The sequence below is a fragment of the Lysinibacillus sp. VIII_CA genome (genome assembly GCF_049943995.1).
Classification (GTDB): domain Bacteria; phylum Bacillota; class Bacilli; order Bacillales_A; family Planococcaceae; genus Lysinibacillus; species Lysinibacillus pinottii.
Map to the genome: position 1 here is coordinate 18,458 of NZ_JBNFXM010000027.1, position 26,667 is coordinate 45,124.

Genomic DNA, 26,667 nt, shown 5'->3' on the forward strand with positions numbered 1-26,667 from the left:
ATTGACGATATTGGTCTTTATGGGGAAACCTATTTAGATAATAAAACTATTCAAGGGAGGATCTTGTTAATGAGCTTGTCTATTCAACAATTATTGGAGAACAAAGGAATTACACCGAAACCTGAACACCTTGAACTATTAAAAACACGCTGGGAAGGTATGCAGTCCCTTCGTAGCCACCTAGAAGGTATTGCGATTGATGACGCGGATATCGCTGTACGCAATATTCCTGGAGGTGATCACATTGACAACTGATTTACATTTAAAATCTGTTGAAGAACTGGCACCTTTACTACAATCGAAGGCCTTATCTCCTGTGGAACTTACGAAAGCTATTCTAGATTTTGCTGAGGAAAGTCAGCCTAAGATTAATGCCTATATGGCCTTTTATCGAGAGGAAGCATTGTCTCAAGCAAATAAAATAGAACAAGAGATTCTCCAAGGGCAATATAAAGGAATGTATCACGGAATTCCGATGGCCTTAAAGGATAACTTATATTTTAAAGATAAAATTACAACGATGTCCTCCAAAATTCATAAGGACTTCGTTTCTAATTATGATGCAACAGTAGTAGAGAAACTTCGTGATGCTGGTGTTATTTTCACTGGAAAATTAAGCATGCATGAATATGCTTGGGGAATTACTAATAATAACCCTCATTACGGGCCCGTTCGCAACCCCTGGGATTTGGATAAAATTCCTGGTGGCTCTAGTGGTGGCTCCGGTGCCGCTGTTGCAGCAGGTGCAAGTGTCGCCTCACTAGGAACAGATACAGCAGGCTCGATTCGAATCCCTTCTTCTGCCTGTGGTATCGTTGGCTTAAAGCCTACGCATGGTCGTGTAAGTAAATATGGCTGTTACCCACTCGCTTGGAGCTTAGACCATATCGGCCCCATGACAAAGACGGTAAAGGATGCAGCCGGCTTGCTGGAAGTCATCTCTGGTTTTGATCATCGAGACCCTACTTGCATAGATGTACCTACTGACAATTACGTGCAGCAACTTTCAGGTAATAGTAAGGATTTAGTCATCGGGATTAATGAAGAATACTTCTTTAAAGACGTAGATGCTGACATAGAAAAGGCTGTTCGAGCGAGCATTCAAAGTTTAGTAGATCAAGGTGCTAAAGTGGAAGTAGTGCGAATTCCATCCTTACAATATGCAGAATGGGCAGAACTTGTAACATCCCTTTCTGAGGCAGCAGCTATACACCATTCTGATTTACAAAAGAGACCTCAAGATTTCGGAGACGATATCCGGTTATTATTTGAGCTAGGGGAACTACCTTCTGCCGTTGATTATTTACAGGCACAGCAGGTACGTCGTCAAATTAAGCAGGAGTTTAACGAAATTTTTAATCAAGTAGATGTGCTTATTACCCCTACTCTACCTGTAGTGGCAAATACCATTGGTGATGATTTCGCTGAGCTAAATGGCAAAAAAGTAGATTTGATTGATAATATCATTCGTTTTACAGGACCAAGTAACTTAACAGGCTTACCTGCCCTTTCAGTTCCTTGCGGCTTTAAAGGAAATTTACCAATAGGTCTACAAATTATTGGTCCTGCCTTTAAAGAAGGACGAATTTTAAATGTTGGGTATGCTATTGAACAGACGAACCCATTAAAAAATAGAAAGCCTAATATTTTCGCTACTATTTAATCTATCAATAATGTTTAAAATCTGCTCACGATGAGCAGATTTTTTTATTGTATGTATAATCTTATCAAACTAATGGTTTTTTATTGTGGCGTACTTTTATAATAGAAGATAGTAGCTTACTACAAGAAAGGCAATGATCCATTCATGAATGTAGAGAATTTTTTACAATTACCCATTACTAAAGATTTTATCGTTGTAGCTGGTCACAGCGGTTTGCATAAAGCAGTTCACAACGTAGAAATACTAGACTTTGAATTCTCCCCAGATATACATCATGTGCGAGATACCATATTCACCCCTAACAGTGTTGTGTTAAGCAGTCTATTATTTGCCAAGCAAAAGCCGGAGTATTTATTAAATGCCGTCAAAAGCTTAATTGAGCTAGGAGCAAGTGCCTTAGCCTATAAGCCTGTTATTTATAAAGATTTGCCTGAAGAGGTTATAACTTATGCGGAAGAACAAAATTTCCCAATCCTTAGATTTGGTGGAGATGAGTTTTTTGAAAAAATCATTTTAGAAACGATGGCTTATGCTAAAACACAGGATTACTCGTTTTTTTTAGAAACAATTGTACGAAGATTAATGGAGGAGGATCTTGCACCGGAGGAGCTGAAGTCGATTTTTCAGCAAATCGAGAGACCCTTTGACAAGTATGTATTTGTAGCTAATCTTCGAGGAGAGGGTTTATCTCGAAGTGATTGGAGGCAAAACTTTTTATCAATGGAGCCTTTACTAAAAACGGGTTTAATTTGCTCCTATAAGCAAAGTCTTTTTATGATTATTACCCACCCATCTCAGCAGTTTCAGGTTGAGAGGTTTATACATGAATGGCTAACATTAAATACTATCCCTGCTGAAGCATTCACCTTTGGTTATAGCAATTGGTACGACACACAAACAGGAATCTCAATTGCTTTACAAGAAGCCTATTTTGCTAGTGTTTTTGCCGAAATTGAAAAGGTATCAAGCTGCCACTATAAGTCCCTTGCATCAGATCGTTTATTAATAGAGCTGTATCGTAAAGATCCTACATTTGCGATGGACTATGTATCTTCCTTTTTAGCGCCTTTACTCGATGATAAGGCAGATCCTGATTTATTAGAAACAGCCAAAACCTACATTACAAAAAAAGGAAACATTAAAGAGGTAGCTGTTGCCCATTATTGTCATCCCAATACTATCCGCTATCGTATGGCTAAAATCCGTCAGCTAGTAGTACCTGTAGAGAATGACTATGTATTTTATGAGCGTTTAGCTGCAGCCGTTAAATTGTACTTATTACATAGCAAATTGAGTGATGAATAATCGCTTTGGAATAAGTACAAAAAAACGCCTGAATATTTAGAAATAAAATCAAATTAATATCTTCTCTCTTATGCTATCCTAATGGAAGTTAGGAGGAAGAATTTCATGAAAACTTACATAGCTGATGGTATGCTACTCGTTACAGCCATTGTTTGGGGCAGTGGGTTTGTTATAACAGCCATTGCCTTAGAATATTTAACCGCTTATCAAGTTATGGCTGGTAGATTTTTATTAGCTTCAATTATATTAACTGTTTTATTCGGTTCCCGATTAAAAAAAGCGTCTAGATCTGTCATATGGAAAGGTGCTTTATTAGGTACGATATTGTATATAGCATTTGCTCTTCAAACGGTTGGACTTCAATATACCACACCATCAAAAAATGCCTTTTTAACCGCTGTTAATGTCGTTATTGTCCCATTAATCGCCTATGCGGTTTATAAGCGTCGAATTGATGGGTATGAAATCATTGGGTCCTTTATGGCCATTGTTGGAATTGGCTTTTTATCGTTACAAGGTTCATTGACGATGAATATGGGGGATGCCCTTTCGTTAGCTTGTGCCGTTGCTTTTGCCTTTGATATATTTTATACAAATCTTTTTGTTCAAAAGGAAGATGCCATTGCACTCACTATCATTCAATTTCTTACCGCTTCCTTTATAGGTATTCTTGTGGTCATTAGCCAAGGAGAAATCCCTACATCACTAGAAAAAGAAGCCATCTATTCGATTATTTACTTAGGTATTTTTTCAACAACGATAGCTTACCTCTTTCAAAATGTGGCCAATCAATATACTACTGCTACAAAGGCTGCTATTATACTATCAACGGAATCTTTTTTCGGCATGATCTTATCGGTTATCTTCCTGCACGAAATTTTAACGAGCCGTATGGTTGTAGGAGCTGTTCTTATTTTACTCGCCATACTCATTGCAGAAATCAAACCAGCACACCCTAAAAAGAAGCTGATGAAAACACTCGATAATCAGACACCCAAATAGTTTCAGTCTCTTACTGGAGCTATTTTTTTATGCAACACGCTCAGGAGTAAACGAATGTTATGAAGCACGACTCGTAATGATGCTCGTCGTTATGCCTACTACTAGAACCGTAATAATAGACAATAAAAAAGTAGTGGAGGATAACAGGAAGCCGCCCACAACAATAACGATAGAATCAATAAAAAATATTAATATCCCTACATTAATACTTGTTTTATCACTAATAAATTGTGCAATGAGGTCTGTCCCTCCAGTGCTTGTCTGAAAACGAAGCATTAAGCCGATTCCGAAGCCTACCAGAATCCCCCCAAGTATAGCACTGTAAAGAGCATCTATATGAATGAGATTTCTGACTGGCTTTAACAAGTCTATAGTCAATGAAGAGGTAATTAAGCCATGAATACTATTGTAAAAGTAAGCTCTATATTTAAACCATGCAATAATAAAAATAGGGATACTAATGATAATAATCATTAAACCAATCTTTAGCTTATATAAATAATGTAAAATCAGCGCTAAACCTACTACTCCCCCATCTAATATTTCATAGGGTGTTAAGAATAAGTTAATTCCTAACGACAAAGAAATACTCCCTACTATAATGACAAGGCTTTTTATCAAAAAATACATATGACCCCCCTCCGTAACTGAGCATGTCTTATAGTATGAAAATAGGTGATTGAACATGTTACGAAATAACCCTAGATCCTTAGCCATTTTTATCGAGTACTTTTGATAAATTTCTTCGAAACCTATTCATTTATTTTTCGTATATACATGTAACCTAAAGGGGGTTTTTAGATGGAGCATGCATTATTGGAACAGGTGAAACATACAAGAGCTTTTTTAAGAAAGGAGCTATTAAATACTATCTTTGAGGAGTTTGATGCTCAACGAATGAAGTTAACTGAAGCACAGCGTTTGGAGAAGTATCAGAAAATGCTTGAAAGTCCATTTCGCTTTTTCCGAGGAAGTGCTTATCTCTTTTATTTTGACATGACAAAAATTTCTTCCATTTTCCATACACCTACTCTCAAACCAACTTGGATTCAAGGAGACATGCACATGGATAACTTCGGTGCCTTTCAAAATGAAGATGGTACGATTGTCTTTGATGTCAATGATTTTGATGAAGGTTATGTTGGCTCTTATTTGTATGACATTATTCGGATGAGTGTTAGTATCGCACTCTATTTAGAGGAACAAGGCGTACATAGGACTGCTCAGGAAACGGCTATTCAACACCTGCTCAACAGCTATATGGATCAGTTAAAACGTTTTCAGCGTAAACAGGATGATCCTCTAACGCTCGTATTTACGAAAGAAAACACAAAGGGACCCGCCAAGAAATTGTTGAAAAAGCTAGAGAAACGTCAAAGCTCCCAATTTTTACAGGATATATCCTATGTCAATGAAGACGGGCAACGACTATTTATTAGCAATGATGAAATTCAGCCCGTTACTGCCGATGAATATAATGCCATTACGAGCGCACTACCTGCTTACAAGATTAAAGATATTGCTTGCAAGTATGGCTCAGGTACTGCTTCCATCGGCTTAAAACGATACTATATTTTAGTAGAAAATAAAAAAGGTGCATCGGGAGTAGGCGAATTAGTATTAGAAATGAAAGAGGTACGTACAGCGATCCCTGCCTATTTCCTTCCTTACAACCAAGAATTTTGGAAGCATTATGAGCATCAAGGAGCTCGAGTAGTGGGGACACAAAAAGCCATGCACCATTTAGAGGACCCTCATTTAGACTATATCACTATGAATGAGCAGGAATTTTACATTCGAGAACGTTCTCCCTATAAAAAGAAAGTAAAGCCTAAAAACTATAAAAATGTTGAGGATTACTATGCAACAACTTCAATCATGGGACAAATAGCCGCTAAAATACATGCACGAGCGGATATCGATTATTCCCATGTTTTTACCTATCATAGTGAGGATGAGATTTTAAAAACGATTGGGAAAGATCGTCATGTATTTGTTGATCAAGTAATTTTACAGGCTATGAACTACAAAGACACAGTCTCCTCCGATTTTGACCTATTTAAAAACTGGGTTGATACTCAATTTAAACAGCAATATCAAAAGGACCTTAGCCAATAGCTAAGGTCTTTACTTTTAAAAATTATTTTTGCTTAGCCTTCATACGAGCTAGTAAAAAACCACCTTTAAATGACTTCGGCTCATACGAAATTATAAATGCATTAGGTTCAAATTGCTCTACTATTTGAAAGAGTTCCGTCTCTCGATTTCTCTTTGTTAAAATTTCATATTTATAGCGATTACTATCTCGCCCCTCTCCAACATAAATCGTCACAGCAAATCCCTCATTACGGAGAAACCTTACAAGCTCTTCATTCTTATTTTGAGTATTGATTGTTGTATAAACATAACCAATCGCCAGCTTTCGTTCAATTTTGGCTCCTAAAAAAATACCTAAACCAAAACCAACTGCATAAACGACCATAGCTAACATACTTTGTTTCCCACTAAAAACAAGCGAAAGGCCAAATACATACACGAGCATCTCTAGCATACCGAATATGGCAGCAAGGAAAGTAATGTTTTTCACCAAAAATATTGTACGTAACGTTAAAAAGGGTACATATACTAATTGAAGTATTAAAATCAAAACGATACTTTGCATTTATACTAGACCTTTCTAAGAGTAGTTATATATAAGTGTATGTTGAAATAGAGTGTTACATTCTATTAAAAATACCTTATTTATAAATTCCCTCGCCATTCAATTCTAAACATCAACGGCTAAAATAAATATATAGTAAAAAAGCTGTTGTATTACTCAAACGACATTAGCTTTGGTCACTTTCAAGTTCAAAATATAGTTTAGTAAAAGCCATGTTACCTCTTCTATTTAAAATAGAAAAAGATGACAAATTTCTTTGAAAAGGAAGAACCCTATTTAGTATCCAGGGTGCTCTAACCATTGAATAAAAAATCGGTAATGTTCATTATATTATTCTACTCTCTTCACTTTTTTAGTAGCATAATATCTTCAACATCTTTTCTAACATGCACACTTTTACGCATAGAAAAAAGCCCCCTACCTTCAACTAAATTAATAGTTAAAAAACAGGCGACTTTACAACATTTTTTTCATCAAAATATGTGGGATATTCTGATAAATATCATTGCATTATCTCTTTATGCTTCCCCATGCATCGGGTCTTTTTTATGCTTTGGTCCAATCATATTGAATAAAATATTCAAGATAATCGCTGTGACTGAACCACAGACGATACCGTTAGAAGTTAAAATAGACACTTTATCTGGTAGAGCATCAAAAATACCAGGAACGACGGATACACCGACACCTAAACTTACTGCAATCGCAGCAATCATCGCATTTTCAGCAGATTCGTTCATCACAGGTACTAGCATACCCATACCTTGTGTAATGACCATACCGAACATCGCAAGCATGGCCGCACCTAATACAGACGTTGGAATAATCGTTGTTAATGCTGCGATTTTGGGTAGGAAGCCAAGTGCTACCAGTAGACCACCCGTGATGTAAATGACTTTGCGGTCTTTTACGCCTGACATACGTGTAAGTCCTACATTTTGTGAGAATGTTGTGTACGGAAAGGCATTGAAAATTCCACCGATTACAGATGCAAGACCTTCTGAGCGATAGCCACGAGCCAAATCTTTTGAATCTAGTTTTTTATTACAAATATCACTTAGTGCAAAATAAACACCAGATGATTCAACTAGAGATACCATAGCTACAAGAGTCATTGTAATAATAGCTGTTACATCAAATGTTGGCATTCCAAAGTAGAATGGTTGTACCATATGGAATACATCCGCTTCTGCTACTGGGTGAAAATTAACCTTGCCCATGAATGCCCCTAAGATGGTACCCGCTACTAGCCCAACTAGAATGGAAATAGCACGGATAAAGCCTGTAGAAAAACGATAGACGATTAATATGATTACTAGCGTAATAAATGCTAATGCAATATTTGAGCCGGATGCAAAATCCTCTGCTCCTTGTCCACCTGCCATATTATTTAAAGCTACTGGCAATAAAGAAATACCGATAATAGAAACGACAGATCCTGTTACTACTGGTGGGAAAAATTTCACTAGCTTCCCGAAGAAGCCGGCAATAATCACGACAATCAAACCAGATGCAATAATGGAACCATAAATATCTGTGATACCTTGCTCTGGGTTTGTACCTATAGCAATAATTGGACTTACCGCTGTAAATGTACAACCAAGTACTACAGGCAAACCAATACCAATAAATTTACCCGAGTAAACTTGTAAAAGTGTTGCAACCCCGCACATCATAATATCAATCGCCACTAAATACGTCATTTGTGTTGAATTAAAGCCAATTGCCCCTCCAATTATAAGTGGCACTAGGATGGCTCCAGCATACATCGCAAGTAAATGTTGAATTGCTAGCGTCGTTGATTTAAAGGTATTCATTACGCGCGAGCCTCCGTAGCAAATGTCACTTTGCCATCTTCAAGAGAATCTACAATCGCTAATGATTCTACGCGGACACCTTGCTCACGTAATAATTTGCCCCCATCTTGGAAGCCTTTTTCAATAACAATGCCCACTCCTACAACATGGGCACCCGCTTGAGCCGCAATATCAAGTAAGCCCTTTACTGCTTCACCATTTGCTAAGAAATCGTCAACAATTAAAATATTGTCGTCCTCACTTAAAAAATTACGTGATACTGAGATATCATTTGTTTCATTTTTTGTGAATGAATGTACTTTTGACGTATAAAGGTTATCTGAAAGTGTTAATGATTTACGTTTACGAGCGAACACTACTGGTGCACCGATTTCTAGTCCTAACATGACAGAAGGAGCAATACCTGAAGATTCTATTGTTAAAATCTTTGTAATTACTTGGTCAGCAAAGCGGTTTGCGAATTCGTGGCCAATTTCTTTCATTAACAATGGATCAATTTGATGGTTTAAAAATGAATCTACTTTTAATACTGAAGAAGATAGAACTTTACCCTCTTGCATAATTTTGTCGTGTAATAACTTCATTTCTGTCATATCCTTCTTTCTTAAATATTAATAAAAAAAGCTGAACACCTTGGTCCCATTCAGCTACGAGTGGAGCAAAGCATTCAGCGTTAAAACGTCGAAAGGAATAGAAAACATCATGTAAGAAGTTCTCTAAAAGCATTGCTACCCATAGTCGATTTATTTACGGTAAATCGGTAGAAACTTGCAAGCCATATCCTCGCTATTATATGAGTAAAATTGTATGAATCTATCAGAATACCCAATTCATCACTATATTCGGTAGAAGCCTATAACTTCTACTAAAAAAAGTTTGATTTTTCGGAATTTAATGGTATTCTGCGACTTTTCAATTGTAAACGTTCGTGTTTTCAATCAACGTACTGATTATAACAGACAATTTTCTAGCATGCTAGCATTATTTTGATAAATGAAAAGGTACTGTCATAATCACGACATTTCTGTGAAATAACAATGTCGTACGTATTAATAAGCTTGATTGGTTGTGAAGCATATGATGCCAGCCTTTTTTCGGTAAAAATTGAGGGATAACAACCGTTACTTTATGACCTGTTTTCGCACATTGATGGTCCACTTTATCAATAAATTTTATCAATGGCTGTGTGATGCTACGATATGCTGAATAATAGGTTACTAATCGAATATCTGGTTGCCAAGCCTGCCATTTTTCTTCGAAGGCTTTTGCATCTGCTGGATCGAAAGCCACATAAAAGGCAATAACTTTATCAACCCTTAGTGATTTCACATAATGAAGAGAATTTTCAACCACCTTCGTTATACCAGCTACTGGTACAATGAAAACATTGCCCTCAATGGTTGCCAGTTCCTCTTTACTCAATCTCAGCTGCTCTCCAACGGCTTGATAATGAAGCTTGATTCGATGAAATACGAAAATGATAATTGGTAAAAAGACAAACACTGGCCATACTTGAGGCATTTTTGTCACAAAAAACATCATCGCTACGATGAATGAAATGGCTGCACCCATTGTATTGATCGTAAATTTTGCCATCCAGCCAGTAGGTTTTTCACGCCACCATTTTCTCATCATACCGGTTTGCGCTAATGTAAACGGAATAAATACCCCAACAGCATAGAGTGGAATCAAATGTTCCGTTGTCCCATCAAATAAGATGATTAAGATAATGGCTGCTAGCCCTAGCATCATAATGCCGTTCGAATAACCAAGGCGATCCCCACGCATTTGAAATATTCTCGGGATAAAACCGTCTTTTGATAAATTGACAGCAAGTAGAGGAAATGCAGAATAGCCCGTATTTGCTGCAAGTACCAAAATCATCGCTGTTGCACCCTGTACTATATAATAAAAGATATTTCGACCAACACTTGCTTCTGCCAGTTGGGAAACGACTGTCGCTTCCGAAGTTGGCGCAATTCCGTAAAAATACGCTAAACTAACAATACCGATAAATAAAACCGCTAAGATTCCCCCCATCGCTAACAATGTTTTAGCAGCGTTATTAGGGGCAGGATTTCTAAAATTAGGAATGGCATTCGAGATAGCCTCTACACCTGTTAAGGCTGAGCTTCCTGACGCAAATGCCTTTAATAAAATAAATAAACTAATCCCTGCTACTGGAGTACCAATCTTTGGATGCAGCTCTGCTGGCACCTGACCTGTTGCAACATTATAGAGCCCCAACCCAATTAACACTAACATAACGACTACAAACAGATAGACTGGATATGCCAAAACAGAGGCGGACTCTGTTACACCACGTAAATTCAAGATCGTTAAAAAAATCACAAATATAATAGCGATTAGCACATTGTATGGATGCAGACTTGGAAATGCCGATGTAATTGCGTCTGTACCTGCAGATACACTTACCGCTACCGTTAAAATATAATCAACGAGCAATGAGCCTCCTGCTACAAGACCCGCATTCACACCTAAATTTTCCCTAGATACTATATAAGCGCCACCTCCATGTGGATAGGCGAAAATAACCTGACGATATGATAAAGTCAGTGCCACCAAAAGGACAACAACCCCTGCAGCAATCGGTAAAGAATACCAAAATGCTAATGTTCCCACAGTCATCAGGACAATTAAAATTTGTTCTGGTCCATAGGCTACGGAAGACAAAGCATCGGACGATAATATGGCCAATGCCTTTGTTTTACTAAGCTTTTGTTCCCCTAACGCATCGGATCTTAATGGTTTGCCGATTACATAACGTTTAAATGAGGATTTCATCAATAAACACCTTCTAGTTTCTTAGATTGTGTTTCGCCTTCCTAAATGAGATCAAAAAACGCCTACAAGTCATCACCAAATAAGACTTGTAGACGCTCATCTGTCTGCCAAGCTCCAACTTTTCTGCTCTTAACGCTTACGAGGTTAGCTGTCGGATTCGGGCCTGAGTAGCCCTACCCTTCAAAAGAAGAGATTCACCCCTAGAATTGCTTATGCACTCCGTCAAAAATGGGTCCCCCGCGTCTAGTTTGCTTCAGCGATTTAGAAATTTGAAACTTTAATAATGATGCCATATTACGCCTGTCAATTAAAAAAGTAAAGAAGAAAATTTTTCTTTTTCACAAGTGAAATACATAGACATTTTGAACTCATGGTAAATATCCGTGGTAGAAATTAATTTCCTCGCAAACACCTAATTTAAAGGGATTTTACAACAAAAAAAACCTTAAAAGTATGCTCTACTTTTAAGGCAACAACCAATATTAGTCTTCCATATCTTTTTCAAAATTAACAATTTCTCCTGTAATCGGATCAACATCAACCTCATATTCATATTGGCCATCTTTTAACTCGATTTCATAAATCCCATCATCTAATTTAATTTTTGTTACTGTACCCTTTGCTTTTGTTAGAGCCGCTTCAATAGCCTTTTCTTTACTTATAAGGTTGGTAGCAGTATTAGTGTTAACCCATTCATTATCGTCGTCATCTTGACGCTCTTTCTTCTGCTTAAGTAATTTTCCGGTATAGGCATCGAATTTTAAATCATACTCATCTGTATCAGTATGCACCTCTACCTCATAAACAGAGCGGTAGTTATTTTGATCAAGTTCAATATCTACTACTGTCCCCTCTACTACTGCCAATGCCTTCTTTTCGATTTTTTGCATGGATAGGACCTTTTTTTCTTGTGCACTTCCTGATAATAAAGTTGTAGAGCCAATCGCCGCTCCAACACCAAGAGTCACCACTAATGCAGGAATCATAATTATTTTTTTCATGTTCATCTCTCCTTTGTTTTATCTGCTTTTAGCTTACCAAGCAAAGATGATAGAACTATAAGAGGAACATTAGAATTTCATGAGAAAACTCTTTAATCGTCCCATGAAACAGAAAGGACCTTTCCAGATACAGCATGAATTTGGAACGTGGCTTCTTCATGCTCTGTTTCAATTTCAACTAAATAATAACCGCCCTCCGCCGTATCTTCAAAATCTACAGAATCCACCTTCCCGGTTAATTGTTGCAGCGCTATATCAATGGCTTGCTGTTCGGTAATAATGTGGGGGTTTTCAGGCTGATTTAATGGTTCTACATCTTTTTCAGATAACACTTCACCCGAATAGCCATCTACTGTGATATCTTTTTGCTTATGTTCCTTTTCAACACGTGCGGTATAAATGGTTTCCGTGAGCATGACGCTTTCTACCTCACCATATTTTTCTTTCACCATTTTTCTTATTTGATTTTCTGTTAACAATAATTTACTTTGCCCTTTTTGCAACGTTAGATCAGAAACCTGCTGTGTTGTAACATCAAGCATGGCTGTATATTTCAAATTCTCACGTGTAAATTGTATTTCAAATGTATTTCCATGTTTCTTTACTTCTGAAACTTGACCTTTATAAATAGCTTCGATATGGCGAATCGCCTCTTCTTCACTGAGAGACTCCTTTTGAAAATAGCGATTTTGAATAAACCAAAGCACTCCGCTACAAAGAAGGACAATTACAATAATTAGTACAACCCACTTTTTCATTGCTGCCCCTCCTTCGGTATACATAAGGTAAAACTTGATCCTTCCCCAACTGTACTTTCCACATCTATGGTGATGCCCAATTGTCCTGCAAGATTATGTGCAATCGCAAGCCCTAAACCAGAACCACCTGTTTTACGATTGCGATCCTCTGTGACACGGTAAAAACGCTCAAACAAATGCGGAATATGCTCCTTAGGAATACCGACGCCAAAGTCCTGAATAGTCATTCGCACGTGTGAAGTAGTTTCTGCTGTGGAAATATAAACATCCCCCTCACTATACTTCCTAGCATTATCAAGCAAAATAAAGAGTAATTGCTTCAAAATTTTTTCATCACTATAGATAAATTGTGGTGCTTTTGCATCGACTATAAAAGCTCTATGATACGCCTGCTGCATTTGTGCAGCTACTTTATTTAAAAAGGGAGCTAGCTCTAGCTGTTCAATATGAATTTCTATATGCTCATTATTTTTTGCTAGCTCTAACAATTGCAATACCATTTCATGCATACGAGAAGACTCATTTGCAATAGCCTGAAGCGATTCTTGCGCTACTTCACGATTGTCAAAGCCTCTTCGTAAGAGTAACTTTGCATAGCTTTCGATGACAGTAATAGGCGTCTTTAATTCGTGAGAAGCATTTGAAACGAATTCCTGTTGCTTTTGATAGTGCTGTTCAAGCTTCTCCATCATCATATTGAAAGTTCGATTAATTTTTGCTAATTCATCCCCACCTTTAGCCGGGATGTCCATTTTTTCATATTTCCCCGTCGATGCACTTTTGCGCATTGTCGCATTTAAGCGTTCTAGTGGTAACAAAATTAGGCGACCAAGTGCCAGGCTCGCTAAAAAGATTGGAATGGTGGCAATAATGGACACGACTATCAAAATAGCCTTTAATAAATCCAATGTACTTTCTACTTCCTCCATGGATTGTTGTAAGGTGATGTCCACAATTGTCCCATCTATCCAAATAGTAGGCATTGTATAGGTAATGGAAGTAACATCGGGCATATCTAGAGTAGCCTGAACCTTCGTCTTCAAATTGTCTCCATCATAAACATAGATTGCACCACCAGCTGGCATATACGCTCTTAATACTTGCTGTAGGTTGGTTTGTGCATTTAACTGACTTAATGTTGAGCTTAAATCATTCGCTCGTGTATGAAGTTGACTATATTCCGTATTATAGGCAAATTTCTCGTACAAAAAATAAATTCCACTATTAGTTGCCACTAAAATTACTAGCATTAACAAAGTGGTCAGTAGATGAATTTTTGTTTTAAGCTTCATGATTTATTTTCCTTTAGCACATAACCTACACCACGAACTGTTTGAATAATGGGCGTTGCATTTGCGATTTCAAGCTTTTGGCGTACATAACGAATATAAACATCCACAACATTTGTATCTCCGTAGTAATCAAAGCCCCATACCGTCTCTAATATTTGTTCCCTTGTGAGCACCTGCTTAGCATGCTTCATAAGATACAGCAATAAATCGTATTCTCTAGGAGTCAGCTGGATTTCCTTACCATAATAAATCACTTCTCTTGTCTGCTCATTGATCGATAACTGTCCAAACGATACACCGACCTTTGTTGGACTAGCATTTTGAGAAAACCGTAGTGCATTACGGATACGGGCCAGTAATTCTTCAATTTCAAAGGGCTTTGTCACATAATCATTAGCTCCTAAATCCAAGCCCTTTACCTTATCCTCTACCTCACTTTTAGCAGTTAGCATGATAACTGGGGTCTTTGATTCTGTTGCGCGAATCCGCTTTAGCACATCTATACCACTCATTTCGGGTAACATAATATCCAGTAAGATTAAATCCCATTGCTCCTCACGATATTGCAATAAACCATCTGCTCCTGTATGGGCTATCACCGCTTCATAGCCTTCAAATTGAAGCTCTAACTGCAGCACTCTCGCAATATTTTCTTCATCTTCTATAATTAAAATTCGATTGCTCACGTCGAATCAGTCCTTCACCTTTTCTTTCATCGTAAACGATAGAGGTAAGGAAAGTCTAATTAGAAATTGATGAGAAGTGTGCATACTTATTTTTTTAAAGTTTTAAGCAAAGCGCTTCCCTTTTTCTAATCCTAGCGTTAGAATACTATTATCTCATTTTCCTCTAGGAAACTTTATTTCTCGAACGATACTTTTTGAAATGAGGGAACAATATGGTATATAAACAAGTCACAAAATCGTCTGCCGAGGCAGTTTTAGATGGAGATATAAAAGGTTGGCGACGTTTTTTGCCTTTTCTTGGGCCTGCATTCATTGCAGCGGTCGCCTATATTGATCCTGGCAATTTTGCCACAAATATTACAGCTGGCTCTCAGTATGGTTACTTACTCCTTTGGGTAATAGCCTTTTCTAATTTAATGGCGGTGCTCATCCAATCCTTATCTGCAAAGCTTGGGATTGCGACAGGGAAAAATTTACCTGAGGTGGCACGTGAACATTTTTCTAAAAAAACATCTATATTTCTTTGGATTCAGGCTGAATTAGTCATTATTGCTACCGACCTTGCTGAGTTTATCGGAGCAGCATTAGGGCTTTACTTGTTATTTAATATCCCTATGCTTCCAGCAGCTATCATTACAGCGATTGGATCATTTGCTATTCTAGAGCTTCAAAGAAGAGGATTCAGAGCATTTGAGGCAGGCATTTCTGGTATGGTTTTAATTGTGGTTTTAGCATTTGCCTTCCAAACGTTTTTAGCTCAGCCAGAATGGGGCGAAGTAGCAATTGGTATGTTCACACCTCAGTTTGAGGGGGTGGACTCATTACTATTAGCAACTGGTATTTTAGGTGCGACCGTCATGCCCCATGCTATTTACTTACATTCTTCTTTAACACAAAGTCGTATTATCGGTCGTAATGAAGAAGAAAAAAGAAGAATCTTCCGTTTTGAATTTATTGATATTATCATCGCTATGATTATTGCTGGAGCCATCAATATGAGTATGCTCATTATCGCGGCAGCAGTATTTCACACACAAGGAATCGTAGTAGAGGATTTAGACGTTGCCTATAACGGATTAAAGGATGCTCTCGGTCCAATGGCTGCCGTTTCCTTTGGTCTTGGTTTACTTATTGCTGGGCTAGCTAGCTCCTCTGTAGGGACATTAGCAGGTGACGTAGTGATGCAAGGCTTTATTCAACGAAAAATACCACTTTATTTACGGAGAGCCATTACAATGGTCCCGCCGCTAGCGATTATTGCATCTGGTGTAAACGCAACCTATGCGCTTGTTCTTAGTCAGGTTGTGTTATCTTTTGGTATTGCATTTGCCCTCGTCCCTCTCGTTATGTTTACAAGCAAACGGGACATTATGGGCGGTTTAGTGAACCACCGTATTACTACTATTTTAGGCTGGTTTGTAGTTGTGATCGTAGTGGCATTAAATATTTACTTACTAAGCGAAACAATATTTGGATAAAATAGTGAATTAATAGACTAACAAAAGGCATCGAGAAGAAAAATCTCGATGCCTTTTTGTTGATAATCTATAACCATCTATAGGAGACAATTATAGCTGATTTTAATACTCTCGGATATTATCTATCCCTACAAGGACCGGTGCATGCAAAAGGGAAACCTTAAGTAGACACATCTTGTGGGGCAGCTGAAGCAGTTGCAGAAACTACAGTTGATAATACAGCAACAAGTGTAGAATTCTTAATTTCATTGTAATCACCTCCAAATAAATATAAGATTTTTATGACACACATTTACATTTTAGTAATTTTTTAATTATAAATAGGAGGTTTTTTTCATGAAATTTTATATTCCTATACTTATTATTATTGTATTAATAGTTATACAATGCCACTATGCCAAAAAAGGAAATCTGTTATTAACTATTTTATTGGCCACTTCCTTTTCTATTTTAATTAAATTTCTATTATGGGATTCTAATTACTTATTTTTATTGCTATACGTTAATTTCTTTTTATATTTAATAAGTTTAGTTACCTATTTTACAAGACCAACTATGTGAGTGTTACAAACGATCAAATTGCTATCATCATCGTTCGATATCAACAAAACTTATACTGGCTCTTTCATTAAACATCGACCTTCTCAATATTACGGATAGCTAGGTAGGCAATACTAACACCTAAGATTGCTAGTGAGATTGGAATAATAATGATGTCATTTAATGTGAAGTTACCTGTATTGGATGAAGTCACTGATACAATTAGAATAGCTGAAATAATTGTTGCTGGAATAGAGTATTTTCTCATACCGAAATACAACGGAATTAATGCTATCCCTGAGGCAGCAATTGCATTCATGAATACAGATGGTATATGTTGCATGATTAAAGTATTAGATAATACATCAGGAATTAAATCAAATTTATCGCTTACGATGCAAAAGATGGTTGTAATCAAGACATTGGAAATGATGATTACACTAAAGGTAAAAATCATGACAATTGCAAGCTTAGCAGCGATTAATTTCTTTCGGCTTACAGGATACATGAAGGCCAATGTGATTGTTTTAAACTTATATTCTCCAATGATCAGCTTAGCTATTAAAGTAGCTGCAAAAATAATAAATACCGCTCTGACAAATGAATCAATGACACTTAAAGCCATTTCATAATTTTCAATACCAACTTCCTCTTCTATTTTAGAAATAAATAAAATCATAAACATAAAACCTAAAATAATAATGTTAGCAAACATAGCACTTTTAAAATAGGAGCTTAAATGATATTTTTTCATTTCTAAACGCATTAAATTAAGCATGAACAATCCCTCCATTTATTAGCTTAAGGAAGTAATCCTCTAATGTGCTTGTTTTCTTGCTAATCTCCTCTATCTCAATGTCATGTTCAATCAATGTTTTTGTTAGAACTTTTTGGGATACTGTCAAATCATAAATTCGTATAGAATTGTCATCCATCAGCTTGAAATTAGCCATTTTTAATTTACTTTCTAAAATAAAGGCAGCCTTCTTGCCATCGTTTACAATCACTTCAATATAGTCGGCTTGATTACGATTTATCGTATCCATCGTTACTTCAGTAATGAGTCTACCTTCCTTGATGACACCAATTGTATCGGCCAACTGTTCAATTTCCCCTAATATATGACTAGAGATAATAATTGTAATGCCATACTCCATACAGAGCATTTTGAAAAGCTCCCTCAACTCTTTAATCCCAATAGGGTCTAGTCCATTAATTGGCTCATCTAAAATTAGGAGCTCTGGCTTTGTAATAATAGCACGGGCAATACCTAGTCTTTGTTTCATCCCTAGTGAAAAATCTTTTACCCTTTTTTCCTCTGTATTTGTTAATTTTACAAGGTTAAGTACATGAGCTATTTCCTGCTTATTGTAATACCCCATATATTCGCAATGCAGTTCTAAAGTTTCTCTAGCCGTTAATTTTTCATAGAAAATAGGATATTCAATAATCGTTCCCATTCTTTTTAATATCTCATACGATTGATCGGTCAACCTCTCACCAAATATTTCAACATCTCCGCTTGTTGGCTTCGTCAAATTTGTTAGCATCTTCATCACTGTCGTTTTACCCGCTCCATTAGGGCCTAAAAAACCATAAATCTCCCCCTTCTTCACGTTCATATTGACAGCAGAAACCACTTCTTTTCCTTCGTACACTTTCGTAAGCTGGTTTGTTTTCACAATGTATGTCATGTCAATCTCTCCCTCAAATGTGGCTATTGTCATTATAAAAAATGAAGCTCTCTAATTTATTACTTGATTCTTACAAATTTCTTAAGCGCATAATAAAAGCCTGTAAAGCACCATAAAAGCTCTACAAGCATGTGATTTCAATACGTCATTCGTTTTAAAGCAATGGTAAAAATGGTCTTTTTATAGGGAATACTTGATAACTGGATGGAACCATCCATCATTTCCACTAATCGCTTTGTAATCGTTAAACCGAGGCCACTCCCCTGAAAGGATTTATTGCGAGAGTCCTCTAGCGTGTACATTCTCTCAAATACATTATCAATATGGTATTCATCAATTCCTTTACCACAATCCCATACATCTATATAAATACTCGTGTCATCATTTCTTATAGTTAAGCCCATTACATTGCCATCCGCTCCATAGGCAAGAGCATTGGATAAAAGATTGTTGAGAACCCTATTTAATGCTTCTTCATTGCCAAGGGCATACATAGGCGTTTCAGGAATTGTAATATTGATATCTAATCCCATCGACGTCACCATATCGTAAAATGATAATATATTTTTTCGGCTAATTTCACAAACATTGATTTTAGTGATTGGATAATCTGTATCTCCAGCCTCTAATTTGGCAAGATCAAAAAATGTATGAATGATTTTTAATACTTCTAATGTTTTAGCATGCACGCCTGCTAATAGTCTTTGGCGTTCTTCCTCACTAGCTGAGCCTTGGAGCTGAAGCATTTCAATATAGCCTAGCACAACCGTTAAGGGCGTTTTTAAATCATGTGAAATGTTGGCCAACATTTTTTTCATGGAATCTTCCATTTTCCGATGGGTCGCCTGAACTTTTTGGTGATAGTCCAGCCAAGCATTTATTGAAATAAGTAGCTGTTGAACTTGTGTATTGCTCGTAGTTACCAAAATTTTTTCGTTACTTTGTTCTTGAACGATGATTTGAAGTTTTTCATACATATATTGGACCGTCTGATTTTGTTCTTTTTTTGTTTTCCATTGAAAAATAACAATTCCTATAAGCACCAAAATGATAATGAATAGAATGATGATCATATCTGCTATCCTTCAAATTTGTAGCCAATTCCCCACAGGGTTTTAATGTACTGGGGGTTGGATGGATCATCTTCAATTTTTTCGCGTAGCCTTCGAATATGTACATTAATAATATTTTCATCACCATAATATGCATCTTTCCATATTAGCTGATAAATTTGCTCCTTCGTAAAAACTCGGTTTCGGTTTGTTACAAATAGCTTTAAGATGGCAAATTCCTTTGATGTTAGCTTTACTTCCAGTCCATTTTTATTTATAGAAAAATTAACAATATCTATCTTTAAATGGCCTATGACTACTACATCTTGTTTGTGATCTGTTTGGCCAGCGTATTTTGTTGCTCGTCTAATAACGGCCTTTACGCGAGCAGAGAATTCCAGCATAGAAAATGGCTTAGCAATATAATCATCTGCCCCTAATCCCAACCCAAGCGCTTTATCTACATCACTATCCTTTGCAGACAAAATGATGATTGGAAGTGCTGCCTGTTCTCGAATTACTTTTAAAACCTCTAATCCATTAAGCTTAGGAATCATAATATCTAGTATAACTAAATCAAAAGTTTGATTTAAACAATATTGTAATGCCTCTTCTCCATTATTTGCAGTGGTGACATCGAAGCCTTCCAATAATAAAAAATTCGCTACCATATCGCGAATAGCCTCATCATCTTCCACTAGTAAAATATGTTTTTGCATTTCCATGCACCTCTCCCTACCAGAAAGTCAAAAATCACACTTCCATATCTATAGTATATTACCATATATATGATATTGGTTTAGTAATAATTTTAAAGGTCTATATATAAAAAAGCTGTCCCATCAACCATCATACAACGGTTTATAGAACAGCTTTTCGTTTAATTTTCTACTTTTAAATCACAATCTTTAAGAGGAAGCATTTTTGTTTTATGTTTAATTTTGTACCCCAGCCATAGCAATAGGAACAGGGGAATACCGATATAAGAAACAAGGATACCATACCAATCGATTGTATCACCGATAAACGCTGTGTAATTCTGTCCAATTACAACAATCATACAAATCGTAAAGGCGAATAGTGGACCGAATGGGTATAGCTTTGCTTTATACGGTAATAGCTTTGGATCTAAGCCCTGAGCTTCGAAGGCACGACGGAAACGATAATGACTAAATGCAATACCTAGCCAAGCAATAAAACCTGACATCCCAGAGGCATTTAAAAGCCAAATATAAACGACCCCATCACCAAAGAATGACGCTAAAAACGCTACACAGCCTACAGCTAATGTTGCGATTAGTGCATAAATTGGAATGCCTCGACGACTTAACTTTGCAAAGAATTTAGGAGCATGACCATCCACTGCTAATTGCCATAGCATACGTGAAGATGCATACAATCCAGAATTACCTGCTGATAGCATAGCCGTTAAAATAATGGCATTCATTAAGGAAGCAGCAAAAGCAATACCTAAGCGATCAAAAACGAGTGTAAATGGGGATACAGCGATATCTTCCGATAATAAGCGCTCATCTGTAAATGGAATCAACATCCCGATAGCAGCAATGGCTAAAATATAAAATAAAATAATTCGCCAAAACACAGATTTTACTGCCTTCGGTATATTTTTTCCTGGATCATCTGTTTCACCTGCAGTAATCCCAAGTAGTTCTGTTCCTTGGAATGAAAATCCTGCCGCAAGGAAAATACCAAATGTTGCAAGGAAGCCTCCATGGAATGGCCCATCACTAATAAAGAAATTTGTAAAACCTACAGGTGCTTGTCCACCCAAAATACCAAAAATCATTAATAAGCTAATAATAATAAATACAATGACCGTAGCCACTTTAATCATCGCAAACCAATATTCACTTTCCCCATAGCTCTTTACAGACAATAAATTAAATGTCAGTACAATCACAATAAATAATACTGTCCAAAGTGCTGATGAGCTATTTGGGAACCAATATTTCATAATTAATGATACTGCCGCAATCTCTGCCGCAATCGTAATTGCCCAGTTATACCAGTAGTTCCAGCCCAGTGCAAAACCTAAAGCGGGATCTACAAATTTTGTCGCATACGTACTAAAAGATCCTGAGGACGGCATATAGGCAGCCATTTCACCTAAACTTGTCATTAAAAAATATACCATAATACCGATTAAGGCATAGGCAAGCAATGCGCCTCCCGGACCGGCTTGTGCAATAGCACCACCACTGGCCAAAAATAGCCCCGTACCAATTGTACCGCCTAAAGAAATCATTGTGATATGACGGCTTTTTAATTCTTTTTTCAGCTTCGGTGCTTTATGGCCGAGCTGATTGATTTTTATTTCACTCACGATATAGCTTCCTTCCTATTTATGAGGCAAAAAAATGCCATCACATGAACAATGTGATGGCTAAGTTAATCCTCAGTTTTTCCTAAATGATAGCTCAACACGTTGTACAAACGTGACAGTTCTGTTCCTTTCGGAGACAGCCCCAGCATGAGGTTTTCAAGTCCCCTCACACTTCGGCAATATTTCCTTTCAGCTAATCTCTTCAATGCTTGTCATTTCAATTAGCTTACTTATAAATATCGCGACCTCTACCTCAATACAAACATGAGGCATATAATTATTAAATTTATGATGTTTACTATATTAACATAAGACCTAAGACATTTCAATATAACTATAAAAGTTCTGTATTTTGTGAATTTTCCACTATTTTTAATAGTGTGATAAAGTGTTATAGTAGTTCAATTAGAATGGTTATAACAGGGGGAATTATTTTGAATTTAAATGATCATTCCTCCAGCTTCCCAAGTAGAAAAATTAGCTGGAAGGGAACAACTTTATTATTAGTTTTTGGCGTAATATTTATAGCATCTACATTACGCATGCCACTAACTGTTGTGGGTCCAATTGTATCCTTTATACGCGACGACCTTGGTATTTCCAATGTTCTAGCCGGGTTTCTTACAACTATACCATTGCTTGCTTTTGCCATCATATCACCGTTCGCACCAGTTGTAGCACGAAAACTTGGTCTTGAGCTAACCTTATTTTTATCCACTATTTTATTGGCCTTAGGTATTGTACTACGCTCCCTCGGTACAACAGGGTTACTTGTATTTGGTACAGTGCTCATTGGCGTAGCAATATCATTTGGAAATGTGTTGATTCCAGGATTATTAAAATTAAAATTTCCTTATCATGTAGGATTATTGATGGCATTTTTCACTATGTCGATGAACTTAACAGCGGGGCTTGGAGCTGGTATTAGTTATCCAATAGCTAATTCTTCACTAGGTTGGCAAGGGGCATTGGCTGTGGCGCTTATATTAGTCGTATTAACCATTTTAATCTGGATACCTCAATTGAAATTAAATAAGCCAAAACCAGCTACTACCTCCAAAAAAACAGGTAAACCTCTTTGGAAATCACCTGTTACATGGGCAGTAACAGGTGCAATGGGGTTACAATCTTTATTATTTTATACAACAGCAGCTTGGATTCCTGAAATTTATATTGCGCAGGGATTGGCTCCTGATAAAGCTGGTTGGATGTTTTCTATTATGCAATTTTCACAAGTTCCCATGGCATTGGTTGTCCCTATTATTGCCGGTAAAATGACTTCACAGAGACCACTTGTCCTCATGTTTACATCGTTCTATTTAGTAGGATTTGTCGGCGTTGTGATGGAGTGGACAACTATGGGGATATTATGGATGATTCTTCTAGGTTTAGCAGGTGGGGCTTCATTCGCATTAGCAATGATGTTCTTCACACTCCGTACGCGTACAGCATTTGAAGCCGCTGATCTATCAGGATTTGCACAATCATTAGGCTATTTATTCGCTGCCATTGGTCCAATTCTTTTCGGATACCTACATGATCTGTTTGGTGGTTGGAATATTGCAGGTTGGCTCTTTGTTGTTGTAGCTATGACACTCTTCTTATGCTCCATGCGAGCATCTAAAGATGAATATGTCCATTAGATTTAAGCAGATGGGGAAGCTGAACCATCTGCTTTTTGTCTATAACAATTCCTTTTTTCTAATGTTTTAGTAAGGCTAGTAGTTCCGAAAGTTCCTCTGTTGCGCTCTTGATATATGCCTTAATAGTAGTAAAAACAGGGATCGCCTCTTGAAGGAGTAAAAAACTAAAATAATAATAGCCTAAAAAAGCTTCTGGCTCATAACCTCTAGGTGGATCTCCCTCCCACTCCAGCTCATCATCATCTTCATTTTCTATCCATAAATATTTCGTATCCAATAGCTCCTGCATCGTTGAAACGTTATGTGTTGAATCTTGATAATCCTCAGTTATTGCATGAGCCACAGCTAAATAAAGCTTTATTTCTGCTAAGGAGACTTCCTCTACATTTTTACTTGAGAGCTTTTTTAAAAGAATAAGTAAAACCCATGGCGTCACCTGCCAAAGTGTTCCTTGATGTTCGATTAGTTCTGTCAGCTCTTGATATTGTTCTTGTTCAATTAAACGAGGAATGTCTGTTCCTCTGCCATAAGGTGTCGTCAATTGTTGCCAAGGGATATTCGAAATATTTTGGTTCAACATCTTGAATTGCCCCTCCCCCAAAACGGTACTTAGAAGCTGTTGGTTTTAAAACAACTCCTTTCAAGTTAATAACATGGTTTTTGATAAAAATAATTGGGCGTATGATAAGTATTTATATAAGGTTTATGGAATATATGAGTGGTCGCAGGGGAAAGTGGTGGGATTAACCATGTCCAGTTACCCGTAATTTCTCGCCCTGCCGATTTCTCAGCTTCCTCAAATAATTTAAACTGCTGAGCAGCAGTATGATGATCTACAATGCTCACACCGTCCTCTTTAAAAGAATGAAGAACAGCAATATTGAGCTCCACTAATGCACGATCACGCCATAGAGAGGCTTGTTTAGTAGTATCCAAATTAAATATGTCCGCAATAGCTGGCAGCATATTATAGCGGTCATGATCGGCTAAATTGCGTGCACCAATTTCAGTTCCCATATACCAGCCATTAAATGGAGCCGCTTGAAAATCAATGCCAGCCATTTGAAAACGCATACTCGAAATAATAGGAACAGCATACCATTTTAACTCTAATTCCTCCACAGCTTCCGATTCTGGATGACGTATTGGAACCTCTAAAATATACTCTGTAGGAATTGTAAATAGCTGTGGAGCATGTCCATCTACCTGTATGACTAGTGGTAACACATCAAAGGGTGTACGCTCGCCTTTCCAGCCCATAGATTCACATACTTTTGTAAAAGTGATAGAATGTGCATCCCCAATGATGCCTTCTTCTGTTTCATAGCCTGCGTAACGAATTAGCTGATGATTCCAAATCCGTACTCTATCATTTGCAAACACTGTTATAGTTGGACGGATTTTCCCCTGATTTGTGGCATACTCTATATGCTCTAGTAACTTTTGAAAAATGCTCTGTTCATCTAAAACTTCTCTTGCATCTACTACATGCAACGATTGCCAAAACAACCGTCCAATACATTTATTGCTATTACGCCATGCAGCTCGTGCACCAAAAACTAGCTCTTCTGTTGTAGGCTTATATTCCCCTGCTCTTTTAATCTGTTGTAATCTATGTTCTAACCAAAGTTCGGATTCATTTTGTTCTTGCTGGTATTGATTTAAAAAACATTGTATCTCCTGTATATTCATATTGATTCCTCCACTTATCCCCATATTAGAGGAACAAGGCAATAAGCACCATGAAAATAGCTAGTGAAAAAACATACATATTTCATATATGAAATAGTTTGTTCAAATTTAACATGAAACAATGTTCCCGTAGTGATTGAAATGGAATTGTAACGCTTCCTATAGCAAGCCTATAGAAAGAGAGGGATTATTAGAAGGAAAGGATTTAGACCTAACATTAAAAAGCAACTAAACGTAGCTTTGATGTCTGTTATGAAGAATATAAAAAAAGCATGTAACACACAACTGTGCTACATGCTTGATGACCCGTACGGGATTCGAACCCGTGTTACCGCCGTGAAAGGGCGGTGTCTTAACCACTTGACCAACGGGCCGTGGCTCCGAAGGCAGGACTCGAACCTGCGACAACCTGATTAACAGTCAGGTGCTACTACCAACTGAGCTACTTCGGAATAATGATGGGCCTAAATGGACTCGAACCATCGACCTCACGCTTATCAGGCGTGCGCTCTAACCAGCTGAGCTATAGGCCCATTTTGGAGCGGGTGATGAGAATCGAACTCACGACATCAGCTTGGAAGGCTGAGGTTTTACCATTAAACTACACCCGCATAAATGGTGGGTCAGGACGGAATCGAACCGCCGACACTTAGAGCTTCAATCTAATGCTCTACCAACTGAGCTACTGACCCGAAATGGAGGAGGTAGAGGGATTCGAACCCCCGCGCGGTGTTACCCGCCTGTCGGTTTTCAAGACCGATCCCTTCAGCCAGACTTGGGTATACCTCCAAAAATATTAAAATGGTGGAGCCTAGCGGGATCGAACCGCTGACCTCCTGCGTGCAAGGCAGGCGCTCTCCCAGCTGAGCTAAGGCCCCATAATATTTTTTGGAAATGGTCGGGAAGACAGGATTCGAACCTGCGACCCCTTGGTCCCAAACCAAGTGCTCTACCAAGCTGAGCTACTTCCCGTTGTTCTTATGGCGCGCCCGACAGGAGTCGAACCCATAACCTTCTGATCCGTAGTCAGACGCTCTATCCAATTGAGCTACGGGCGCAAAAATAATAAATACTGATGAGCCATGAAGGACTCGAACCTTCGACCCTCTGATTAAAAGTCAGATGCTCTACCAACTGAGCTAATGGCTCGTAAAAGAAAAAATGGCTGGGGTACTAGGATTCGAACCTAGGCATGACGGAATCAAAATCCGTTGCCTTACCGCTTGGCTATAC

23 protein-coding genes, 10 tRNA genes and 3 riboswitches are annotated in these 26,667 nt (G+C 37.5%); of the genes, 7 read left to right on the top strand and 26 right to left on the bottom strand.

Features of this window, described 5'->3' with window-relative positions:
• The first annotated feature begins 69 nt into the window (after positions 1-69).
• From ACP3VS_RS22195 to ACP3VS_RS22210, 4 genes are all read left to right on the top strand, one after another.
• Entirely contained in the window at positions 70-255 is a 186-nt protein-coding gene (locus ACP3VS_RS22195; protein ID WP_031418294.1) for a hypothetical protein, read from the top strand.
• Positions 245-1,663, top strand: coding sequence for an amidase (locus ACP3VS_RS22200; RefSeq protein ID WP_031418293.1), 1,419 nt, complete (start codon positions 245-247; stop codon positions 1,661-1,663). The genes ACP3VS_RS22195 and ACP3VS_RS22200 overlap by 11 nt, the downstream gene beginning before the upstream one ends.
• Positions 1,664-1,807: 144 nt before the next feature.
• A complete protein-coding gene (locus tag ACP3VS_RS22205; protein WP_031418291.1) occupies positions 1,808-2,968 on the top strand; it encodes a PucR family transcriptional regulator in 1,161 nt (386 codons plus the stop codon).
• A gap of 105 nt (positions 2,969-3,073) precedes the next feature.
• Complete coding sequence (locus ACP3VS_RS22210) at positions 3,074-3,970, top strand: DMT family transporter (RefSeq protein ID WP_031418289.1); 897 nt, start codon at positions 3,074-3,076, stop codon at positions 3,968-3,970.
• A gap of 57 nt (positions 3,971-4,027) precedes the next feature.
• Here the strand turns inward: ACP3VS_RS22210 and ACP3VS_RS22215 are convergent, their stop codons facing one another.
• Positions 4,028-4,600, bottom strand: coding sequence for a YitT family protein (locus ACP3VS_RS22215; RefSeq protein ID WP_012292515.1), 573 nt, complete (start codon positions 4,598-4,600; stop codon positions 4,028-4,030).
• A gap of 171 nt (positions 4,601-4,771) precedes the next feature.
• Here ACP3VS_RS22215 and ACP3VS_RS22220 point away from each other — a divergent pair, with 171 nt between their 5' ends.
• Positions 4,772-6,088 (top strand): DUF2252 family protein, encoded by a 1,317-nt coding sequence (locus ACP3VS_RS22220; protein WP_426390022.1) that lies wholly within the window; start codon positions 4,772-4,774, stop codon positions 6,086-6,088.
• Between the two features lie 22 nt (positions 6,089-6,110).
• Here ACP3VS_RS22220 and ACP3VS_RS22225 read toward each other — a convergent pair whose 3' ends face one another.
• The 8 genes from ACP3VS_RS22225 to ACP3VS_RS22260 all read right to left on the bottom strand — a co-directional run bounded on the left by ACP3VS_RS22225 (position 6,111) and on the right by ACP3VS_RS22260 (position 14,991).
• The gene (locus tag ACP3VS_RS22225; protein WP_012292513.1) at positions 6,111-6,632 is read right to left on the bottom strand and encodes a DUF2179 domain-containing protein; all 522 of its coding nucleotides are present in this window, start codon (positions 6,630-6,632) and stop codon (positions 6,111-6,113) included.
• A gap of 518 nt (positions 6,633-7,150) precedes the next feature.
• Complete coding sequence (locus ACP3VS_RS22230; protein ID WP_031417662.1) at positions 7,151-8,449, bottom strand: nucleobase:cation symporter-2 family protein; 1,299 nt, start codon at positions 8,447-8,449, stop codon at positions 7,151-7,153.
• Positions 8,449-9,033 carry a xanthine phosphoribosyltransferase gene (locus ACP3VS_RS22235; protein ID WP_036162548.1) on the bottom strand — a complete coding sequence of 195 codons (585 nt, stop codon included), beginning with the start codon at positions 9,031-9,033 and terminating at the stop codon, positions 8,449-8,451. The genes ACP3VS_RS22230 and ACP3VS_RS22235 overlap by 1 nt, the downstream gene beginning before the upstream one ends.
• Before the next feature lie 131 nt (positions 9,034-9,164).
• Positions 9,165-9,266: riboswitch (purine riboswitch) on the bottom strand.
• 164 nt (positions 9,267-9,430) lie between these two features.
• Positions 9,431-11,254, bottom strand: coding sequence for an APC family permease (locus ACP3VS_RS22240; protein ID WP_036166618.1), 1,824 nt, complete (start codon positions 11,252-11,254; stop codon positions 9,431-9,433).
• A gap of 119 nt (positions 11,255-11,373) precedes the next feature.
• Positions 11,374-11,523, bottom strand: a riboswitch (cyclic di-AMP (ydaO/yuaA leader).
• A gap of 213 nt (positions 11,524-11,736) precedes the next feature.
• Positions 11,737-12,255 (bottom strand): PepSY domain-containing protein, encoded by a 519-nt coding sequence (locus ACP3VS_RS22245; protein ID WP_036160619.1) that lies wholly within the window; start codon positions 12,253-12,255, stop codon positions 11,737-11,739.
• Between the two features lie 92 nt (positions 12,256-12,347).
• Positions 12,348-13,013, bottom strand: a complete 666-nt coding sequence (locus tag ACP3VS_RS22250) for a PepSY domain-containing protein (protein ID WP_197224076.1) — start codon at positions 13,011-13,013, stop codon at positions 12,348-12,350.
• Positions 13,010-14,305 carry a sensor histidine kinase gene (locus tag ACP3VS_RS22255; RefSeq protein ID WP_426390025.1) on the bottom strand — a complete coding sequence of 432 codons (1,296 nt, stop codon included), beginning with the start codon at positions 14,303-14,305 and terminating at the stop codon, positions 13,010-13,012. Before ACP3VS_RS22255 ends, ACP3VS_RS22250 begins: the two co-directional genes overlap by 4 nt.
• Complete coding sequence (locus ACP3VS_RS22260) at positions 14,302-14,991, bottom strand: response regulator transcription factor (protein WP_289450006.1); 690 nt, start codon at positions 14,989-14,991, stop codon at positions 14,302-14,304. Before ACP3VS_RS22260 ends, ACP3VS_RS22255 begins: the two co-directional genes overlap by 4 nt.
• A 212-nt stretch (positions 14,992-15,203) precedes the next feature.
• Here ACP3VS_RS22260 and ACP3VS_RS22265 point away from each other — a divergent pair, with 212 nt between their 5' ends.
• Entirely contained in the window at positions 15,204-16,469 is a 1,266-nt protein-coding gene (locus ACP3VS_RS22265) for an Nramp family divalent metal transporter (RefSeq protein WP_012292505.1), read from the top strand.
• A gap of 628 nt (positions 16,470-17,097) precedes the next feature.
• Here the strand turns inward: ACP3VS_RS22265 and ACP3VS_RS22270 are convergent.
• From ACP3VS_RS22270 to ACP3VS_RS22290, 5 genes are all read right to left on the bottom strand, one after another.
• Positions 17,098-17,787, bottom strand: a complete 690-nt coding sequence (locus ACP3VS_RS22270; RefSeq protein ID WP_031417679.1) for an ABC transporter permease — start codon at positions 17,785-17,787, stop codon at positions 17,098-17,100.
• On the bottom strand, positions 17,780-18,703 hold the full coding sequence (locus tag ACP3VS_RS22275) for an ABC transporter ATP-binding protein (RefSeq protein ID WP_031417680.1): 924 nt from the start codon (positions 18,701-18,703) through the stop codon (positions 17,780-17,782). Before ACP3VS_RS22275 ends, ACP3VS_RS22270 begins: the two co-directional genes overlap by 8 nt.
• 137 nt (positions 18,704-18,840) lie before the next feature.
• A complete protein-coding gene (locus ACP3VS_RS22280; RefSeq protein ID WP_012292501.1) occupies positions 18,841-19,776 on the bottom strand; it encodes a sensor histidine kinase in 936 nt (311 codons plus the stop codon).
• 5 nt (positions 19,777-19,781) lie between these two features.
• Positions 19,782-20,474 carry a response regulator transcription factor gene (locus ACP3VS_RS22285; protein WP_036218055.1) on the bottom strand — a complete coding sequence of 231 codons (693 nt, stop codon included), beginning with the start codon at positions 20,472-20,474 and terminating at the stop codon, positions 19,782-19,784.
• Positions 20,475-20,635: 161 nt separating this feature from the next.
• Positions 20,636-22,099 (bottom strand): amino acid permease, encoded by a 1,464-nt coding sequence (locus tag ACP3VS_RS22290; protein ID WP_031417683.1) that lies wholly within the window; start codon positions 22,097-22,099, stop codon positions 20,636-20,638.
• Positions 22,100-22,181: 82 nt separating this feature from the next.
• A riboswitch (Lysine riboswitch) is annotated at positions 22,182-22,358 on the bottom strand.
• Between the two features lie 151 nt (positions 22,359-22,509).
• Between ACP3VS_RS22290 and ACP3VS_RS22295 the strand changes: the two genes are divergently transcribed.
• Positions 22,510-23,742: a CynX/NimT family MFS transporter gene (locus ACP3VS_RS22295; RefSeq protein ID WP_012292498.1), complete on the top strand. Its 1,233-nt coding sequence runs from the start codon at positions 22,510-22,512 to the stop codon at positions 23,740-23,742.
• Between the two features lie 58 nt (positions 23,743-23,800).
• Here the strand turns inward: ACP3VS_RS22295 and ACP3VS_RS22300 are convergent, their stop codons facing one another.
• The 12 genes from ACP3VS_RS22300 to ACP3VS_RS22355 form a co-directional block, all read right to left on the bottom strand.
• Positions 23,801-24,322 (bottom strand): hypothetical protein, encoded by a 522-nt coding sequence (locus ACP3VS_RS22300; protein WP_036166605.1) that lies wholly within the window; start codon positions 24,320-24,322, stop codon positions 23,801-23,803.
• 65 nt (positions 24,323-24,387) lie between these two features.
• The gene (locus ACP3VS_RS22305) at positions 24,388-25,434 is read right to left on the bottom strand and encodes a nitric oxide synthase oxygenase (RefSeq protein ID WP_031417689.1); all 1,047 of its coding nucleotides are present in this window, start codon (positions 25,432-25,434) and stop codon (positions 24,388-24,390) included.
• A 302-nt stretch (positions 25,435-25,736) separates the two neighbouring features.
• Positions 25,737-25,808 (bottom strand) — tRNA-Glu (locus ACP3VS_RS22310).
• Position 25,809: 1 nt separating this feature from the next.
• Positions 25,810-25,886 (bottom strand) — tRNA-Asn (locus ACP3VS_RS22315).
• A gap of 7 nt (positions 25,887-25,893) precedes the next feature.
• Positions 25,894-25,967: transfer RNA gene (locus ACP3VS_RS22320), tRNA-Ile, on the bottom strand.
• 4 nt (positions 25,968-25,971) lie between these two features.
• Positions 25,972-26,045 (bottom strand) — tRNA-Gly (locus tag ACP3VS_RS22325).
• 5 nt (positions 26,046-26,050) lie between these two features.
• Positions 26,051-26,126 (bottom strand) — tRNA-Phe (locus ACP3VS_RS22330).
• Between the two features lie 4 nt (positions 26,127-26,130).
• Positions 26,131-26,223, bottom strand: a tRNA-Ser gene (locus ACP3VS_RS22335).
• 13 nt (positions 26,224-26,236) lie between these two features.
• Positions 26,237-26,312: transfer RNA gene (locus tag ACP3VS_RS22340), tRNA-Ala, on the bottom strand.
• Positions 26,313-26,329: 17 nt separating this feature from the next.
• Positions 26,330-26,406, bottom strand: a tRNA-Pro gene (locus tag ACP3VS_RS22345).
• A gap of 9 nt (positions 26,407-26,415) precedes the next feature.
• A tRNA-Arg gene (locus tag ACP3VS_RS22350) sits at positions 26,416-26,492 on the bottom strand.
• Between the two features lie 18 nt (positions 26,493-26,510).
• Positions 26,511-26,583 (bottom strand) — tRNA-Lys (locus ACP3VS_RS22355).
• Positions 26,584-26,667: the final 84 nt, after the last annotated feature.